This is a genomic window from Serinicoccus profundi, from assembly GCF_008001015.1.
In the GTDB taxonomy this organism is placed as follows: Bacteria; Actinomycetota; Actinomycetes; order Actinomycetales; family Dermatophilaceae; genus Ornithinicoccus; species Ornithinicoccus profundi.
Genome location: NZ_CP042862.1, coordinates 2,707,410 through 2,723,711, shown reverse-complemented (window position 1 = coordinate 2,723,711; position 16,302 = coordinate 2,707,410). Strand labels below are relative to the sequence as shown.

Genomic DNA, 16,302 nt, shown 5'->3' with positions numbered 1-16,302 from the left:
TTGGATGTTGCGCCTGATGTTACACCCAACCGCGCGTCCCTGGTCAAGAACCACACCTGGGGGCTTGCGGGCGTCTACTAATCCGCAGACCACCCCCCCCCGTGTGACTTCTGACGCGATAATGCCCGCTTGGCCCGGCAATGCAAGAGGTGTGTGGGACATGAGCGGGGCGGATTTGGTCAGCTTCAGGATCGCTGAGCTCGCGTGGAACGGGCTCGGCTCAAGATCGATGAGTCTGCGCGAGGCGTGCTGGGCACGTGAGCGTCGGGGAGGGTCGAGTCGGCGCGGGCGGTGAGTCCCTGGGGCAGGGGCATCCGCTTCAGGTGTGCAGAAGGTGCCGAGTAAGTCGATGAGGAGGTCCGCGGTGCAGAAGCAGGCGCGCAGGCAGCAGGCGCGGCTCCGGGCTCGGCAGGCTCGAGCGAAGGCGCGCGAGGAGCAGGCCGAGAAGGAGCGGCGGCTGGCCCGGTTGGGCGCGGCGGTGGTCGCGGCTCTGGCCGAGCGTGACGCTGCGGTAGCCGAGTACGAGCAGCGAGCAGGGCGAGCTCTTCGGTCGTTGACCGCGGAAGAGGGACTGCAGACGCAAGTGGCGCTGGCATGGTGCGGTTCCGAGAAGCTAACGCTACGAGAGGTTCGCCGGCTCATCCGAGGGGCGGTCGACGGCGCCGAGGGCGACCACCTAAGCCAGGACGAGCACCCGCACCCGGACATCGGTAACCCGGGCTGATCGCACGGAGCCTGAGCCGGCGGGGTGAGCTCGCTACTCAAGGCTCCCGTCGAGAGTTGGCGCGGATCACGTAGGCCCCTGATGTGTAAAGAGCGACGCGCAGAAGCCTGCATGTGAGCCAATGGCTAGGCTGGCGACCAGTGAATACCGGTAATGACGACCCGAGGCTGGCGGCGGAGCAGCGTGCGCGCGTGCTCATCGATCGCCAGCTCGATGATGCCGGTTGGTCGGTGCAGGACAGGAAGGCACTCAACCTTTTCGCCTCCGAGGGCGTCGCCTGCCGCGAGGTCGTGATGAAGCAGGGGCATGGCAGGGCCGACTACCTGCTGTATGTCGACAAGCAGGTCGTCGGTGTCATCGAAGCCAAGCCGGCGGGTATGACCCTGTCTGGGGTGGAGTGGCAGTCTGCGATGTATGCGTCAGGCCTCCCAGCCGAGACACGTTTGCGCGCGGTGACGGTCGACGAGCGTCTGCCGTTCGTCTTCGAGGCCAGCGGGACCGAGACGCACTTCACCAATGGCTATGACCCTGAGCCGCGGGCCCGGCGCCTCTTCAATTTTCCCAAGCCTTCCACGCTGGCCCAGATCGTCCGTGATGCCGAGGCCGACCCGGACAAGCCCACTTGGCGAGCCAAGGTCCACCATCTCCCACTTCTGGACGAGCGCCCGCTTCGACCTGCGCAGATCACTGCGATCAAAGGCATCGAGAAGAGCTTGGCTGACCAGCACTTCGACCGGTCGCTTGTCCAGATGGCCACCGGTGCAGGCAAGACCTTCACGGCTGTCACCACGGCGTACCGGCTCCTGAAGTTCGGAGGTTTCCGCCGCGTCCTCTTCCTTGTGGACCGCAACAACCTGGCCGAGCAGACTATCGCCGAGTTCCAAAACTACCGCACGCCGGGCGACGGACGACGCTTCACCGAGCTCTACAACGTGGACAAGCTCACCAGCGCGGGGATGCTCGGCTCGTCGGATGTCGTGGTCTCGACCATCCAACGTGTCTACTCGGTTCTCGGTGGGAAGGACGTCACGGAGGGTGACGATCAGAACCTGGACGACTTCGTCCCGGATGCTCCGGTCTCCGTCACCTACTCGGCGGCGTTGCCGCCGGAGGCGTTCGACCTGGTCATCGTCGATGAGGCGCACCGCTCGATCTACGGGGTATGGCGAGGCGTACTGGAGTATTTCGACGCCCACGTCGTCGGGCTCACCGCAACTCCTGGCAAGCAGACCTTCGCGTTCTTCCGGCAGAACCTAGTGTCGGAGTACACCTACCCGCAGTCCGTCGCCGACCGCGTCAACGTCGACTTCGACCTTTACCGGATCCGCACGCAGATCAGCGAGCAGGGCGGCAAGATCGAGGCGGGAACCATCGTCCCCAAGGTGGATCGGCGCACCCGTAAGCAGCGGCTCGAGGCGATCGAGGAGGACTTCGAGTACACACACAAGCAGCTCGACCGCGCGGTGACCGCGAAGAACCAAATCCGGCTCGTCTTGGAGACCTTCCGCGACAGGCTCTTCACCGAGATCTTCCCAGGCCGTTCCACCGTCCCCAAGACGCTGATCTTCGCTAAGGACGACCCCCACGCGGAGGAGATCGTCACCACCGTGCGCGAGGTCTTCGGAAAGGGCAACGACTTCGCCGCCAAGATCACCTACACCGCCCGTGACCCCAAGAGGCAACTACAGGCGTTTCGCACCTCGCCGTCTCTGCGGATCGCGGTGACGGTGGACATGATCGCAACAGGTACCGATGTGAAGCCGCTGGAGTGCGTGATGTTCATGCGGGACGTCCGCTCGGCTCAGTACTTCGAGCAGATGAAGGGCCGTGGTGCCCGCACTATCGCTCCAGCAGACTTTCAGTCCGTCACCCCTGACGCGTCGGCCAAGACCCGCTTCGTCATCGTCGACGCGGTCGGGGTCACTGAGCATGACTTTGTGGATCCGCCGCTGAACCGCGAGAAGGGCGTGTCGCTGAAGAAGCTGCTCGACAAGGCCGCCACGCTCACGCTCACCGAGGACGAGACCGCCACTTTGGCCTCGCGCTTGACCAAGCTGGAGCTCCAGCTCACACCGGAAGAGCGGGAGGAGTTGGACGAGGTCGCTGGCGGCTCCGTGCGAGCCATCGTCCGCGGGCTCGTGGACGCGGTGGATCCGGACACCCAGGCCAAGGTGCTGGAGGGCGCCGCTGACCCAGAGTCCGCACGCCGGGAACTGATCGAGCGTGCTGTCGAGCCAGTTGCCGCGAACCCCGAGCTACGCAACCGCATCCTGGAGCTACGCGCCACGCACGACCGACTGATCGACGAGGGCATCGACGTGCTCCTCGATGCACATGGAGTCGTCGACCCGAGCCGAGCGAAGTCCGTTGTGGAGTCCTGGATGCAGTACCTGCTCGACCACCGCGACGAGATCACCGCGATCCAGCTCGCCACCGAGGCGAAGGAGCGCCGGATAGCCTTCGCCGACATCCAGGAACTGGCCGACCGCATCGCTCGCCCCCCGCACAACTGGACACCCGACATCATCTGGCACGCCTACGAGGCCGTCGACGCAGACCGGGTGCGACGCAGCGACCGGCACACCCTCACCGACCTGGTGTCACTGCTCCGCTATACCGTCGGCCTCGACAACGAGCTGGTCCCGTATGCTGCCCGCGTCCAAGAGCGGTATGCCGCATGGCTGGCTCAGCAGGAGCAGGCAGGTACCGAGTTCTCGCCCTTGGAGAGGTGGTGGCTGGACCGTATGGTTGGCGTGATTGCGTCGTCTGCCGGTATCTCCGTGGACGACCTCGACCGGACGCCCTTCACTGACAGGGGAGGCCTCGACGGTGCCATCCGCGACCTCGGAAACCGCGCTGGCGATCTTCTCGACGAGTTGAACTCGGAGCTCACCGCGTGACTGTTGCACCACCTGAGTGGGAGACGTCTTCCATCGGGGACGTCACAACTAAACCGCTGAAGTGCGAGCCGGCGAACACCGGTAGAGAGACTGTCCAGTATGTCGACATTGGTCTGCTCGACGGACCAACGGAATGCCTCACCCAGGCTCCCGAGGTCCGTATTGAGTCGGCCCCGAGCAGGTGCCGTCAAGTTATAGCAGTCGAAGACACCCTGTACTCGACAGTCAGGCCGTACCTACGCAAGATCGCTTTCGTGCACGGGGGTCTCGACGGTGAGTTCGCTTCCACCGGCTACTGTGTTCTGAGGCCCTCTCAGAAAATTCATCCGCGCTTTCTGTATTACTTTACCCTCTCGAAGCAGTTCGAGGACCAGATCCTTCCACTTCAGAAAGGCGTGAGTTACCCAGCAGTCTTGGACCGCGAGGTTCGCGCCCAACGGATCTGGTACCCCGGTTTGGCCGAGCAACGGCAGATCGTCGAGATCGTTCAAGAGCACCTCTCCCATCTGAACAGGGCCGAAGCCGCTCTAGCCCAGTCACGCCAGCGTTCCCGTTCGATGGTGGCCTCCGCAAGGCGGCGGCTAGTCGACCAGGCGCGTGAGGGGTCCAAGACCTGGAGGATCGGGGACGTCGCAGCGGTTAGCACTGGGACGACACCATCGCGAGCGCAGGCGCGCTATTACGAAGGCGGGACGATTCCGTGGATAACCAGTGGTGACCTGGCCTCCGGGTTCGTCCAAGAGGCCAGCCAGTTCGTGACCAGCGCTGCGCTGACCGAGACGAGCCTCAAGCTGTATCCCCCAGGAACCTTACTCGTCGCGATGTATGGCGAGGGCAAGACGCGGGGCACGGTCGCAGAGTTGGGCCTCGCTGCAACGACAAACCAGGCGTGTGCAGCGGTACAGGTGCGTAATCCGGAGCTTCGTTCGTGGGTGCGGATGCTTCTGGAGGCGAATTACATAGCGATGCGACGGCTTGCTGCCGGCGGCGTGCAACCGAATCTGAACCTCGGGCTCATCCGGAACATCGAGGTGCCGGTGCCCGAGGAAGCTACTCGTTTGCGTCTTATGGGTGAAGTGGAAGCTGTACTAAAGGCGGCGCGGGCGCTGGCTCTCGAGACGGACGGGGCCGTCGCGCGCTTGACTGCCTTGCGCAAGACGGTCCTGAAAGCAGCGTTCCAGGGGAAGCTGACCGGTCGCCATACGGACGCAGATGTGATCGAGGAAATGGCCCATGTCTGACCTGAAGTTGTTCCGCATCGTTGAGGGGTTGGCGACCGAGCTGCCCAGCGCGTCCGTCGCGCTGGAGAAATCCCTGCAGCACGTCATCGAACACAACATGGAGACTCTGTTCGGTGTGCGTCTGCTCGCGTCGGAGTACTCGACCGGCACCAAGCACGGCGGACGGATGGACTCATTAGGGCTCGACGAGAACTACAGCCCAGTCATCTTTGAGTACAAGCGCGCTACAAACGAGAACGTCATCAACCAAGGGCTCTTCTACCTTGATTGGCTGATGGATCATCGCGGTGACTTCAAGATGCTAGTTCTAGACCGGATGGGTCAAGAAGCAGCCGCTTCGATCGACTGGCGCAATCCGCGGTTGATCTGCGTCGCTAGTGGCTTCACCCGCTACGACGAGCACGCCGTCCAGCAGATGCACCGCAGCATCGAGCTTGTCAGGTACCGCGACTTCGGCGGAGTATTGCTCGCGTTGGAACTCGTCAGCGGCACCAGGGTGGAGGCCTCCACGTCGTATGACGCCCCAACGACGCCAGGTCCCAGCGGGACGAGCGCAGGTGGCGCAACATCGAAGACGGTGAGTGAGTACCTGGAGCAGGCCTCCCCTGAGCTGAGTGATCTCTACAGCGAGTTGGAGGCCTTCTGTGAAGCGCTCGGAGATGACGTCACCAAGAAGACTCTAAAGAACTACTTTGCCTTCCGCAGGCTCAAGAACTTCGCGTGCGTGGAGGTGCACCCACAGACGAAGAACCTGCTCGTCTACCTCAAGGTGAACCCGGAGACAGTGACGTTGGAGGAGGGGTTCAGTCGAGACGTTCGCACGATCGGACACTTTGGCACCGGCGACTTGGAACTTCGGGTGCGGTCCCGGGCTGATGTACAGAGGGCTCTGCCGCTGATCGAACGCTCCTACGAGGTGAGCTGATGGGGACAGTGCCTGTGAGGGGCGGTATGACGACTGACTCCCGACGTCTGGTCGACAAGCTCTGGTCCTACTGCGACGTCCTCCGGGACGACGGCGTGGGTGTCCTGGAGTACACAGAGCAGCTGACCTACCTCCTCTTCCTCAAGATGGCGCACGAACGGGCGACCAGGCCGCTGAAGCCCCAGCAGATCGTGCCCGAGGAGTACTCGTGGCAGCGGCTGCTAGACGCTCAGGGCACCCAGCTCGAGATCGAGTACACCAAGATCCTCGTCGGCTTGGCTCGACAGCCAGGCGTCATCGGCACCATCTTCCGCAAGGCGCAGAACCGCATCCAGGACCCGGCCAAGCTCAAGCGTCTGGTCGTCGACCTGATCGACAAAGAGCACTGGAGCAGCACGGGCACCGACATCAAGGGTGACGCCTACGAAGAGTTGCTCAGCCGCGGCGCCTCCGACAAGGGATCCGGCGCCGGCCAGTACTTCACGCCCCGTGCCTTGATCCAGGCGATCGTCGACGTCATCCGGCCCACAGTCGAGGACACCGTCGTCGACCCAGCGTGCGGCACAGGTGGTTTCCTCCTAGTTGCCCACGAGCACGCCGAGCAAGGCTCGGAGTCGATGACCCCGACCCAGCGCGCCAAGCTGCAGAACGACCTCGTCCGCGGTTACGAGCTCGTGGACGGCACCGCCCGCCTGGCCGCGATGAACCTTCTGCTCCACGGCATGGGGACCGCCGACGGTGACTCACTGATCGAGGTTCGTGACTCCCTGATCGCCGACCCAGGTGGACGGTGGTCAGTCGTCCTGTCCAACCCACCCTTCGGCAAGAAGTCATCCCTGACGATGGTCGGTGCCGACGGCCGCGAGGTGCGCGAGGACAGGGAGATTGAGCGCCAGGACTTCGTGGCGACGACGAGCAACAAGCAACTCAACTTCGTGCAGCACATCATGACGATCCTGGACACCAACGGTCGAGCTGCGGTGATCCTGCCTGACAACGTCCTCTTTGAGGGAGGCGCCGGCGAGACGATCCGCCACAAGCTCCTGACCGACTTCGAACTGCACACCATGCTGCGCCTTCCTACAGGCATCTTCTATGCGCCGGGCGTCAAGGCCAACGTGCTCTTCTTCGACAAGAAGGTCGCCCGCCCAGGCCAGCCCTGGACCGAGCGCCTCTGGGTCTACGACCTTCGGACGAACAAGCACTTCACCCTCAAGCAGAATCCGCTGCGACGCTCAGACCTCGACGACTTCGTCACCGCCTTTAAGGCAGGGAACCGTGACGCACGGGAGGGGGGCGAGCGGTGGAGATCCTTCACCTACGACGAACTCGTCGCCCGCGACAAGGCCAATCTCGACATCACCTGGCTGTGCGACGAATCGCTCGAGGACCTGGACAACCTGCCGTCCCCTGACGTCCTCGCGCGCGAGATCGTGGAGGATCTTGCCGCGGCCCTCGCCGAGTTCGAGGTGGTGGCCACCGCCCTCGAAGAGCAGCTCGGCCAGGACCCTCACTGAACCCGCTGGCGTCACGGCGCCACTTGTGCGCTCATGGCACGAGGGGGCAGAACGGGTCACGAAGGGGCAGGCCTGATGCACGTATGTTGCACGGAACGGCCCAGACGACTCTGTTACGTGCGATATCCGCAGGTCAGCGCGTTCCACCCGGGTGTCTTGTAAACAGGTCGTCGAGGGTGGGGCCTCTGTCGCGGGGATCATCGGAGCCCTCCGAGCGCGGCAAGCTACGCGGGTAGCGCAGTCGCCCCCGAGCCAAGGTCACCCAGTCCCGTGACGAGGATGTCGGACAGGAGCCGCGCATAGTCCTCGTCTGGATCCAGGTCGGGGTCGAAGCAGGCGACCTCCGCGCCGAGCGCTCCGGGGGCCACGGTGGCGAGGAGGGTGGTGAATTCGTCGGGGCTCAGGCCTCCTGGACTGGGGCTGTCGACGGCTGGCATGAAGGTGGGGTCGAGGACGTCGACGTCGATGTGCAGCCAGTAGCCGGCCACGCCGGGGCGTGAGACGACGTCGAGTGCACGCTGGGCCGCGGCGCACGGTCCGAGGGCGTGCAGTTCTGCGGCGGTGATGACGGACGCGACCACGTCGCGCACCTCGTCCAGCTGCTCGTCGTCGTCCCGACATCCGATGTGGACCACGTCCTGAGGGGCGATGTAGGGCCCCATGCCGTCGACGTCGGCGATCGACGGCCAGTGCATCCCGACGGCGGCGGCCAGGTCCTCACCGGCCAGGCTTGCGCAGGACGTGCTGTTGCCGGGGTGCCGGAAGTCGGTGTGACCGTCGATGTGGACCAGACCGTGCCGGCCCCGAAGGGAGAGAGCGAGCCCGGTCCCGGTCAGCAGGCTGCAGTCGCCGCCGATGACCAGTGGGGAGTGGCCTGCTGCCAAGGCCTGCTCGATCCTGACGGCGAGGCGCTGGCTGTGGTCCAGGATGGCCTCCTGGTTTCTCAACCTGCCGGCGGGCAGGTCCGGGTCGGCGACGTAGCGCCCTGCCAGGACCGTGCCCAGCTCGACGCCCCCTGCGTCCACCAGTCGGCGGTTCAGCCCGGCTTCACGCAGCGCCTTGGGAGCCTTGGAGGTCCCGGGTGTGCCGCCCGGGACCGGGGGTCGCAGACCCAGATTGGTCGGAGCGCTGATCAGGCCGATCATGAGTCACCGGCGCCGCTGCTCGTCGGTGGTGAACCCCTCGCGTTGCGACCTCTCCTGAAGACTCTCCAGCTCCTGGAAGAAGGTCACCTGCCACCCGGCGGGGCCCTGCACGCGCGCGTTGATCGTCCGGAAGGGTGTTTCGGTGGCCGGCGCGATCGACGCGGCGCCAGTGGCTGCGGCCTCCTCCACGGCCTCCTGCGTGCTGTCGACCTCGAGGGCCAGACGGAGGACGGGGCCGTCGGAGGGTGGCGCTGCCTCCACCTGGTCGATGGCGCGGGCGTGCTCAGGGGTGGTCAGCTCGATCGTGGCCAGGCCCGCGTGCAGGATCGCGACCCGGTCGTCCCCTTCGGTGGCGAAGGCGGGCTGCTCGGGCATACCGAGTGCGTCCCGATAGAAGGTCAAGGCCTCATCGAAGGCGTCGGTCTCGATGATCAGTCGGAGCTGGCGGGGCGGGTTCGTCATCGTCATGGGAGGCATCATGTGCCCTGACATGCACGTGAGGTGCAACCCCGAGCCGGGTGCCCACCCGCTCGAGCTGCTCGAGCTCCCGCTCGATGAGACGAAGCTCACGGCGCAGTCGGGCCTGCGCCTCACCGAGGTGTGCGCCCAGTCTCACCTGATCACGCTCCCGCGGGTCCAGGACCCCGGGGAGGATCTCCCGGATGACCGTGCTGCAGAACCCCGCCGAGTAGAGCTCCTGGATGGCCAGCACCCTCTCGACGTCCACCGCGTCGAACCGCCGATGACCGGAGGCGTCACGGCAGGGGTGGAGCAGGCCCTGGGTCTCGTAGTAGCGCAGCGAGCGCACGCTCACGCCCGACCGGGACGCGAGGTCACCGATCTTCATTGTGGGCGTGTCCGGAATCACGGTGCACCACCCTCAGGTGCCGCAGTAGGTCTGGTAGCGCCCGAAGTCCGTCGGCGCGGGCTCGGCATACCGCTCGAGGCCGGGGCGCTCACGGTAGGGGTCGGTGACGGCGTCCAGGAGCCGAGCCACAGGATCCAGGTCGCCGTCGCTGCCGGCTGCCAGGGCCTCCTCGACCAGGTGGTTGCGAGGGATGTAGACGGGGTTGACCCGGTCCATCAGCTCGGGCTGCGGGCCCAGGGCGAGCCACCGTCGGACCCAGGCGTCGAAACCTGCCAGGTCCATGAAGAGACCCCGGGTCGGCTCGGCGTCGCCGCGGGCCGCGTCGCTGAGGCGGCGGTAGAAGGAGGTGTGGTCGACGCGGTTGTCCTGCAGGAGGGTGGACAGCTCGCCGACCAGGGGGTCGACGAGATCCGTGCTCACCGTGTCCGCCAGCCCGAGCTTGGCCCTCATGCCGACGGTCCAGGCCGACGCGAACTGTGCGGAGAAGGTGCCGAGGGAGTCCACCGCCAGCGCGACGGCCTGCTCCTCCTCGGTGTGCAGCAGGGGAAGGAGTGCCTCGGCGAGGCGAGCGAGGTTCCACTGGGCGACGCCCGGCTGGTTGCCGTAGGCATACCGTCCGCCGGTGTCGATCGAGCTGTAGACCGTCGCCGGGTCGAAGGCCTCCATGAAGGCGCACGGGCCGTAGTCGATGGTCTCGCCGGAGATCGTCATGTTGTCCGTGTTCATCACGCCGTGGACGAAGCCGACCAGCATCCACCGGGCGACGAGCTCGGCCTGGCCGGAGATCACCGCCTCGAACAGCGCGAGGTAGCGGTTGTCGGCCTCGGCCACCTCGGGGTGGTGGCGGCTGATCGCGTGGTCGGCGAGGCGGCGCAGGAGGTCGATGTCGCCCGTGGCGCGGGCGTACTGGAAGCTGCCGACGCGCAGGTGGCTGGAGGCGACCCGCGTGAGGACGGCTCCGGGCAGCGGCGTCTCGCGCTGCACCGACCGTCCGGTGTCCACCACCGCCAGCGAACGGGTGGTCGGTATGCCGAGGGCGTGCATCGCCTCGCTGATGAGGTATTCCCGCAGCATCGGACCGACCGCGGCCAGGCCGTCACCACCGCGGGCGAAGGGTGTGCGACCGGAGCCCTTGAGGTGGAGGTCCAGCCGGTTGCCTGACGTGTCGGTGATCTCGCCCAGCAGCAGCGCGCGCCCGTCGCCCAGACGAGGGGAGTACCCGCCGAACTGGTGCCCCGCGTAGGCCTGCGCCACCGGGGTGGCGCCCTCCGGGACGTTGCGCCCGACCAACATGCGCACGCCCTCGGGACCGCGGAGCCAGGACCGCTCGAGGTCCAGCTCGGCAGCCAGGGACTCGTTGAGCAGCAGCAGCCGGGGGTCGGGTGCCTCCTCGGCCTGCCACGGGACGGCGAGCTCCTCCAGCTCTCGGGCGAACTGGTTGTCGAGGGACACAGTCTGCCGGGGCGCGACACTCACCCACCGAGCGTAGACGAGCCGGGTGGGGGAGGGAGTGCGGCGTGGCGCCCGCCCGGGGGTCGGGCTGCTCGGCGTGCAAGATTGCTTGGCGAAGCGGGAGCACGTGTCCTGCCTGTGCCCGCCCCCCCGGTGACCGAGATCGGTGGAAGTGCTTGATCACAGACGCCGACAGCAGATAGGGATAGACACCTAGATGTCTCCACGAAGGAGTAGACCCTTGCCCCGGACGTCGTACGCATCGGCGGGAAGGGCTCGCGGAGAGGGGCGGGCCCACATCCACGGACTCACCCCTCAGGGTCGACTCGTGGAGCCCGCTGGGGTCGCAGAGGCGGCTCGTCTCCTCCTTCGTCGGCGATGTGTACGCCTATGACGTCGAACTCACCTGACGGCTGAGCCACGCGGCTCCAGCCACTCGTCCCCAACGTAGGAGTGACCCCATGACCTCGACGACCGAGTCACCGATCCCCGCCACCATGCGGGCCGCCGTCTCACGAGAGGCGGCGGGGCCGCTGGTGCTGGAGACCATCGCCACCCCGCAACCCCTCGAGGGCGAGGTCCTCGTGCGGGTCGGGGCCTGCGGCGTCTGCCACAGCGACCTGCACGTCCTGGACGACGCCATCCCCTTCCCACGCCCGACGGTGCTGGGCCACGAGATCTCGGGGACCATCGCCGCCTTCGGCCCGGGCGCGAACCGGCGTGGACTCGCCATCGGGCAGCGCGTGGCCGGCGCCTTCCTCATGCCGTGCGGCCACTGTGAGCACTGCGTCAGGGGGCGCGACGACCTGTGCCTGCCCTTCTTCGAGCAGAACCGCCTCCGGGGGCAGCTCTACGACGGGACGAGCCGGCTCCACGACCTCGACGGCACCACGCTGGCGATGTACTCGATGGGTGGGCTGGCCGAGTATGCCGTCCTCCCGGTGACCTCGGTCGCGCCGATCCCCGACAGTATGGACGCCGTGCCCGCCGCGATCCTCGGGTGCGCAGGGCTCACGGCATACGGGGCGGTGCGCCGTGCGGCGGACCTCCGCCAGGGGGAGACGGTCGCGGTCATCGCGGTGGGGGGAGTCGGGTCGAACCTCGTGCAGATCGCGCGGGCCCTCGGTGCGGCCCAGGTCATCGCCATCGACGTCGAGGACGGCAAGCTCGCGGCCGCGGAGCGACTCGGTGCCACGATGAGCATCAACTCCGCGACGGTCGACGTGCGGGACGCCGTCATGAGCGCCACCGGGGGCAGGGGTGTCGACGTCGCCTTCGAGGCCCTGGGCCTTCCGCAGACCTTCGAGACCGCACTGTCGGTGCTGGCCCCCGGAGGGCGCATGGTGCCGGTGGGTCTCGGATCGGCCGGGTCGACCGCCGCGGTCGAGATCAACCTCATGGTGCGTCGGAGCCTGCGGATCATCGGCAACTACGGAGCACGCACCCGGGCCGACCTGCCCGCGGTCATCAGGCTCGCCGACGAGGGCGCCCTGCGCTATCGCGACGTGGTGACCAAGGTCTTCGCGTTCGACGAGGTCGGCGTGGCCTTCGACGAGCTGCGCAAGGGCGCCATCACCGGTCGCGCCGTCGTCTCCATCGGCTGAGGAACCCTCGCGGGGACGGAGCCCCGCGCCGTGTCCGGGTGCAGGCCGTGACGGCTCGGGTTGCCGGGAGAGGCCAGGTGCCCAAGTCTCGACACGTGGATGACGACACCCAGCCCTCAGCCCTGCCAGACCGTGCGCTCCTGCAGATCTACCTCGAGGACCACCTCACCGGGGCGACGGGGATCGTGCAGCGGCTGACGATGATGCGCGACTCCTACCAGGACCTGCCGATCGCCGCGGAGCTCACCCAGCTGCTGCAGGAGATCACGGAGGACCGCCAGACCCTGGTGGAGGTGATCCGCTCACTCGGTCTGCGACCCCACCCGGCCAAGCTCCTGCTCGCCAGGGGCGGCGAGCTGGTCGGCCGGCTCAAGCTCAACGGACGTCTGCGACAGCGCTCCCCGCTGACACCGCTCCTCGAGCTCGAGGTCCTCCAGGCGGGGATCAACGGGAAGTCCGGTCTGTGGCGGTCGTTGACCGTGCACGCCGACGCCCTCGGGCTGGACCCCGAGCAGTTCCGCGGCCTCGAGGAGCGGGCCCGGCGCCAGCAGGGCGACGTCGTCGCCGCGCACCGGCGGCTCGTGCGCGGGGCGTTCGGGTAGGGCACGGGTGGGCCCGCACATGTCACGAGTTCCTGCACATGCGTGGATCGGACGGCACAGGCCCGGGCGCGGCCTCAGCCAGGTGGGGGCGAGGCCGGACGAGCTGGGCCAGCACGGCGAGGACGGGCAACTCGACGAGGGGGCCGATGACGAGGGCGACGGCGATGAGGGGGCGGTCGGGGAAGGCGGCGACGGCGATCGCCAGGGCCAGCGGCGAGTTCCGGGCGGTGGTCGTCATGGTCAGCGTAACCCGCTGGTCGGGTGGCAGGTGCAGCAGCCGGGCGGTGGCGGTGGCGGCCAGGGGAGCGAGGACGAAGAAGACCCCGAGGGGGAGCAGCAGGAGCGCGAGCTCGTCGAGGTGGGCCACGACCGTGCGGGACTGCCAGGCGAACATCGCGAGGACCGCCAGGCACAGGAGCGGCAGCACCGAGCGCGCGAGCGGGTCGAGCACGACGCGCTCACGCCATACCTCACCGCCGTGCCGTCGCGCGGCCCAGCGCACGAGGACGGCGAGCGCGAGCGGCAGGGCGAGCACGAGCAGGACGGCCTCCGCCAGGGTCGAGACCCCCACCGTCGCGGCCGGGCCGCCGAGCAGCAGCACGTAGACGGGCAGGAGCACCAGCTGCAGGACGAGGTTGACGGGCAGCAGCGCGGCGGCGATGCCGGTGTGGCCGCGGGCCATGGCGGTGAAGACGAGGTACCAGTCGGTGCACGGAGTCACGAGGAGCAGCAGGAGGCCGACCCGCAGGTCCGGCGACCCGCCGAGCAGCCCGGCCCCGAGGACCCACGCCAGAGCGGGGGTGAGCACGAAGTTGAGCACCAGGCTCGCCGCGACCAGGGCGCGCGCCCCACGCACCTGCGCGACCTGCGCCGCGTCCATCTGCGCGAAGACGGCCACGAGCATGAGCATCAGGGCCGGGAGGACGACGTGCTCGGCCGCGGCACCCACCGGCCAGGCGAGACCGACCGCCAGACCGACCCCTGCCGAGGCGGCGACGAGCACGCCCTGCAGGCGCTCCCACGACGTCATGCGGTCAGATCATCCGCGCGGTGGACGGCTGGATCAGCGACAGGGTCGATCGCGGGGTCACTCACGCGCGGCGATCACGGGGTCTGGGGGCCGGCCTCGTCGTGCAGGTCGGTGATGGTGATCGTCAGGTCGGCGTCGGCGTCGGCATCGAAGGAGGGCAGTGGGCCGAGCTGCTCGGTGAGGATCCGGGCGGCCTCGCCGCGCGCCCAGGCTCCGACCTCGCGCAGGTCCTGCGCGTAGGTCGCCACGAGGTCCAGGTCGAGGTGGACGAGGTGGTCCTCCTCCACCTTCAGGTCGATGGAGACCGGCTCCACGGCGCCCGTCGTCAGCGCCTGGCGGAGGGCGTCACGCACGACCCGGCTGGACACGAAGGTCCGCGACCCCTGGGCGTCACGCTCCGCCTGCCCGTCCGGGTCGACCGCGAGGATGCGCGTCGCGGGCCAGGAGATGCCCCGCACGCGGGTCATGATCGCCTCGGAGAGCTCGAGCCACTGATGGCGCTCGGCGTCACGACGCAGCGCACTCGTCGCCCGCTCCAGCGGGTCTGACGGTTCTAGCGCCATCGCGACATCCTCTCGGCCAGCGTGGTTCGTCCTCGGTGCAGGTGACCCCTCACGCTACCGACCGGGAGACCGAGCGTGTCCGCGATCTCCTGGTACTGCATACCCTCCACCTCGCGGAGCAACCAGCAGGCGCGCTGCATCTCGGGCAGCTCGGCGAGGGCGCGGCGCAGGTCGGTGAGCATCTCCTGCCCCTCCGCCTGCCGCACCGGGTCGCCCGAGGCATCCGCGAGCAGGTCGGCGAAGGCCTCGTCCTCGACCGGGACCGGCCGACGCCGACGGTGGTGGTCCATGGCGCGGCGGTGGACGAGGCGGTAGAGCCAGGTCTTGAGCGAGGAGTCGCCGCGGAAGGTCGGCAGCCCCTTCCACGCCGACACGAAGGCCTCCTGCACCACGTCCCCGGCGTCCTGCTCGTGCCCGACGAGGGTGCGGGCATACGGGAACATGCCGGGGCCATACCGGTCCACGATCTACCGGTATGCGCCCTGGTCGCCGAGTCGCGCAGCGCGGACGAGCGAGCCGTCCGTCGGCGGGTGATCCGTCGGCGGACCGCCCTGCTCGGGATCGGCGGATCTGTGCACCCGCTCATCATGCGCCGTCGACCTGGATGGGGCCGACCGGGAGGAGGTGATGCAGGTCACAGCGCGAGCGCGTGACTCCTCGGGGCCCGGGCACGACTACACCCATGACAGATCAACCACACGAGAGGTTCACCATGACCGAGCAGAAGCAGTCCACCACCAACGAGGTCGCCCGCACGCAGGCCGACGGCCCCCTGGTCACGGACCAGGGCCGCACCTCCATCGCCGACACCGTGGTCGCCAAGATCGCCGGCATTGCCACCCGCGAGGTCAGCGGGGTCTACGACCTCGGCGGCGGCACCGCCCGCGCGGTCGGCGCCGTCCGTGACCGCATCCCCGGCTCGCGCACCAAGATGAGCCAGGGTGTCGCGGTCGAGGTCGGCGAGCGCCAGACGGCCATCGACATCGACCTGGTCACCGAGTACGGCGTCTCCATCGCCGACCTGGCCGCGGGCGTGCGCAGCAACGTCACCTCCTCGGTCGAGCGGATGACCGGCCTGGAGGTCAGCGAGGTCAACATCAGCGTCCACGACGTCCACCTCCCCGGCGACGACCAGGACGCCGAGCCGCAGGGGAGCCGTGTCGAGTGACGCGACCAAGCCGGTACTGGCCGAGCTGGTGTCCGAGCGTGTCCTCACGGTGCCCGGGGTGCACGAGCTGCACCCCGGGGTGATGGGCGAGGTCGGCACCTACCTGCCCGGCCGCCGGGTGCCCGGGGTCCGCCTCACCCAGGACGGGTGCGAGGTGCACGTCGTCCTCGACTGGGCGGCCCCGGTCGCGGGCACCACCGACGCCGTGCGCACCGCGGTGCGCACGCTCGTCGACGGCCCCGTCGACGTCGTCGTCGAGGACGTCGCCGGTCCGGCGGATGTCTGACCCGCTCAAGCAGCAGCGGCGCGAGGCGCGCCGTCGCATCGCCCGCGAGCACCACCCCGACCGGGGTGGCTCGGTGGACACCTACCTGCGGCTCCTGCGCCAGGTGGACGAGGCGCACACCGCGTCCCCGTCCGGCGGTGCGCCCACCCTCCGGCGCACGGCCTCAGGTCGGGTGTCCGGCTGGCTCCGCCGGGTCGGCGCTGGCACCCGTCGTCTGCGTTCTTCCCTGCCCACCCAGCTACCCGGTTCCCGTCGCTTCAGGAGCCTGTCATGAAGG

Annotated in this window: 17 protein-coding genes; 10 read left to right on the top strand and 7 right to left on the bottom strand. The window is 68.0% G+C overall.

Annotated features, from left to right (window positions below):
* Window positions 1-364 precede the first annotated feature (364 nt).
* The 5 genes from FA582_RS12635 to FA582_RS12615 all read left to right on the top strand — a co-directional run bounded on the left by FA582_RS12635 (window position 365) and on the right by FA582_RS12615 (window position 7,307).
* On the top strand, window positions 365-724 hold the full coding sequence (locus tag FA582_RS12635; protein WP_010147086.1) for a hypothetical protein: 360 nt from the start codon (window positions 365-367) through the stop codon (window positions 722-724).
* A 140-nt stretch (window positions 725-864) separates the two neighbouring features.
* Window positions 865-3,624: a type I restriction endonuclease subunit R gene (locus FA582_RS12630; protein ID WP_010147087.1), complete on the top strand. Its 2,760-nt coding sequence runs from the start codon at window positions 865-867 to the stop codon at window positions 3,622-3,624.
* Window positions 3,621-4,865 (top strand): restriction endonuclease subunit S, encoded by a 1,245-nt coding sequence (locus FA582_RS12625; RefSeq protein WP_081480518.1) that lies wholly within the window; start codon window positions 3,621-3,623, stop codon window positions 4,863-4,865. The genes FA582_RS12630 and FA582_RS12625 overlap by 4 nt, the downstream gene beginning before the upstream one ends.
* On the top strand, window positions 4,858-5,790 hold the full coding sequence (locus FA582_RS12620; protein WP_010147089.1) for a DUF5655 domain-containing protein: 933 nt from the start codon (window positions 4,858-4,860) through the stop codon (window positions 5,788-5,790). Before FA582_RS12625 ends, FA582_RS12620 begins: the two co-directional genes overlap by 8 nt.
* Complete coding sequence (locus FA582_RS12615) at window positions 5,790-7,307, top strand: N-6 DNA methylase (protein ID WP_081480519.1); 1,518 nt, start codon at window positions 5,790-5,792, stop codon at window positions 7,305-7,307. Before FA582_RS12620 ends, FA582_RS12615 begins: the two co-directional genes overlap by 1 nt.
* A gap of 224 nt (window positions 7,308-7,531) precedes the next feature.
* Here the strand turns inward: FA582_RS12615 and FA582_RS12610 are convergent, their stop codons facing one another.
* The 4 genes from FA582_RS12610 to FA582_RS12595 are packed head-to-tail and all read right to left on the bottom strand — an operon-like array spanning window position 7,532 to window position 10,796.
* Window positions 7,532-8,452: an arginase family protein gene (locus FA582_RS12610; protein WP_010147092.1), complete on the bottom strand. Its 921-nt coding sequence runs from the start codon at window positions 8,450-8,452 to the stop codon at window positions 7,532-7,534.
* A gap of 3 nt (window positions 8,453-8,455) precedes the next feature.
* Window positions 8,456-8,920, bottom strand: coding sequence for a VOC family protein (locus FA582_RS12605; protein WP_010147093.1), 465 nt, complete (start codon window positions 8,918-8,920; stop codon window positions 8,456-8,458).
* Window positions 8,859-9,299, bottom strand: a complete 441-nt coding sequence (locus tag FA582_RS12600; RefSeq protein ID WP_051125126.1) for a MerR family transcriptional regulator — start codon at window positions 9,297-9,299, stop codon at window positions 8,859-8,861. The genes FA582_RS12605 and FA582_RS12600 overlap by 62 nt, the downstream gene beginning before the upstream one ends.
* Before the next feature lie 33 nt (window positions 9,300-9,332).
* On the bottom strand, window positions 9,333-10,796 hold the full coding sequence (locus tag FA582_RS12595; RefSeq protein ID WP_010147095.1) for a protein adenylyltransferase SelO: 1,464 nt from the start codon (window positions 10,794-10,796) through the stop codon (window positions 9,333-9,335).
* 437 nt (window positions 10,797-11,233) lie between these two features.
* Here FA582_RS12595 and FA582_RS12590 point away from each other — a divergent pair, with 437 nt between their 5' ends.
* Both FA582_RS12590 and FA582_RS12585 read left to right on the top strand, forming a co-directional pair.
* Entirely contained in the window at window positions 11,234-12,376 is a 1,143-nt protein-coding gene (locus tag FA582_RS12590; protein WP_010147096.1) for a zinc-binding dehydrogenase, read from the top strand.
* 95 nt (window positions 12,377-12,471) lie between these two features.
* Complete coding sequence (locus tag FA582_RS12585; RefSeq protein ID WP_010147097.1) at window positions 12,472-12,978, top strand: hypothetical protein; 507 nt, start codon at window positions 12,472-12,474, stop codon at window positions 12,976-12,978.
* A 22-nt stretch (window positions 12,979-13,000) separates the two neighbouring features.
* Here the strand turns inward: FA582_RS12585 and FA582_RS12580 are convergent, their stop codons facing one another.
* The 3 genes from FA582_RS12580 to FA582_RS12570 all read right to left on the bottom strand — a co-directional run bounded on the left by FA582_RS12580 (window position 13,001) and on the right by FA582_RS12570 (window position 15,035).
* Window positions 13,001-14,008, bottom strand: a complete 1,008-nt coding sequence (locus FA582_RS12580; RefSeq protein WP_010147098.1) for an arsenic resistance protein — start codon at window positions 14,006-14,008, stop codon at window positions 13,001-13,003.
* A 74-nt stretch (window positions 14,009-14,082) separates the two neighbouring features.
* Entirely contained in the window at window positions 14,083-14,571 is a 489-nt protein-coding gene (locus tag FA582_RS12575) for a hypothetical protein (protein ID WP_010147099.1), read from the bottom strand.
* Window positions 14,562-15,035 carry an RNA polymerase sigma factor gene (locus FA582_RS12570; protein WP_202798080.1) on the bottom strand — a complete coding sequence of 158 codons (474 nt, stop codon included), beginning with the start codon at window positions 15,033-15,035 and terminating at the stop codon, window positions 14,562-14,564. Before FA582_RS12570 ends, FA582_RS12575 begins: the two co-directional genes overlap by 10 nt.
* A gap of 248 nt (window positions 15,036-15,283) precedes the next feature.
* Between FA582_RS12570 and FA582_RS12565 the strand changes: the two genes are divergently transcribed.
* The 3 genes from FA582_RS12565 to FA582_RS12555 are packed head-to-tail and all read left to right on the top strand — an operon-like array spanning window position 15,284 to window position 16,299.
* Complete coding sequence (locus tag FA582_RS12565) at window positions 15,284-15,739, top strand: Asp23/Gls24 family envelope stress response protein (protein WP_010147102.1); 456 nt, start codon at window positions 15,284-15,286, stop codon at window positions 15,737-15,739.
* On the top strand, window positions 15,729-16,025 hold the full coding sequence (locus FA582_RS12560) for a hypothetical protein (protein ID WP_010147103.1): 297 nt from the start codon (window positions 15,729-15,731) through the stop codon (window positions 16,023-16,025). Before FA582_RS12565 ends, FA582_RS12560 begins: the two co-directional genes overlap by 11 nt.
* On the top strand, window positions 16,018-16,299 hold the full coding sequence (locus tag FA582_RS12555; RefSeq protein WP_010147104.1) for a hypothetical protein: 282 nt from the start codon (window positions 16,018-16,020) through the stop codon (window positions 16,297-16,299). The genes FA582_RS12560 and FA582_RS12555 overlap by 8 nt, the downstream gene beginning before the upstream one ends.
* Window positions 16,300-16,302 lie beyond the last annotated feature (3 nt).

Excerpts from the sequence above, each read along its gene's own strand:
- FA582_RS12620 (WP_010147089.1), top strand. The coding sequence starts at position 4,858 with ATGTCTGACCTGAAGTTGTTCCGCATCGTTGAGGGGTTGGCGACCGAG.
- FA582_RS12615 (WP_081480519.1), top strand. The coding sequence starts at position 5,790 with ATGGGGACAGTGCCTGTGAGGGGCGGTATGACGACTGACTCCCGACGT.
- FA582_RS12610 (WP_010147092.1), bottom strand. The coding sequence starts at position 8,452 with ATGATCGGCCTGATCAGCGCTCCGACCAATCTGGGTCTGCGACCCCCG.
- FA582_RS12605 (WP_010147093.1), bottom strand. The coding sequence starts at position 8,920 with ATGACGATGACGAACCCGCCCCGCCAGCTCCGACTGATCATCGAGACC.
- FA582_RS12600 (WP_051125126.1), bottom strand. The coding sequence starts at position 9,299 with ATGAAGATCGGTGACCTCGCGTCCCGGTCGGGCGTGAGCGTGCGCTCG.
- FA582_RS12590 (WP_010147096.1), top strand. The coding sequence starts at position 11,234 with ATGACCTCGACGACCGAGTCACCGATCCCCGCCACCATGCGGGCCGCC.
- FA582_RS12580 (WP_010147098.1), bottom strand. The coding sequence starts at position 14,008 with ATGACGTCGTGGGAGCGCCTGCAGGGCGTGCTCGTCGCCGCCTCGGCA.
- FA582_RS12575 (WP_010147099.1), bottom strand. The coding sequence starts at position 14,571 with ATGGCGCTAGAACCGTCAGACCCGCTGGAGCGGGCGACGAGTGCGCTG.
- FA582_RS12565 (WP_010147102.1), top strand. The coding sequence starts at position 15,284 with ATGACCGAGCAGAAGCAGTCCACCACCAACGAGGTCGCCCGCACGCAG.
- FA582_RS12555 (WP_010147104.1), top strand. The coding sequence starts at position 16,018 with ATGTCTGACCCGCTCAAGCAGCAGCGGCGCGAGGCGCGCCGTCGCATC.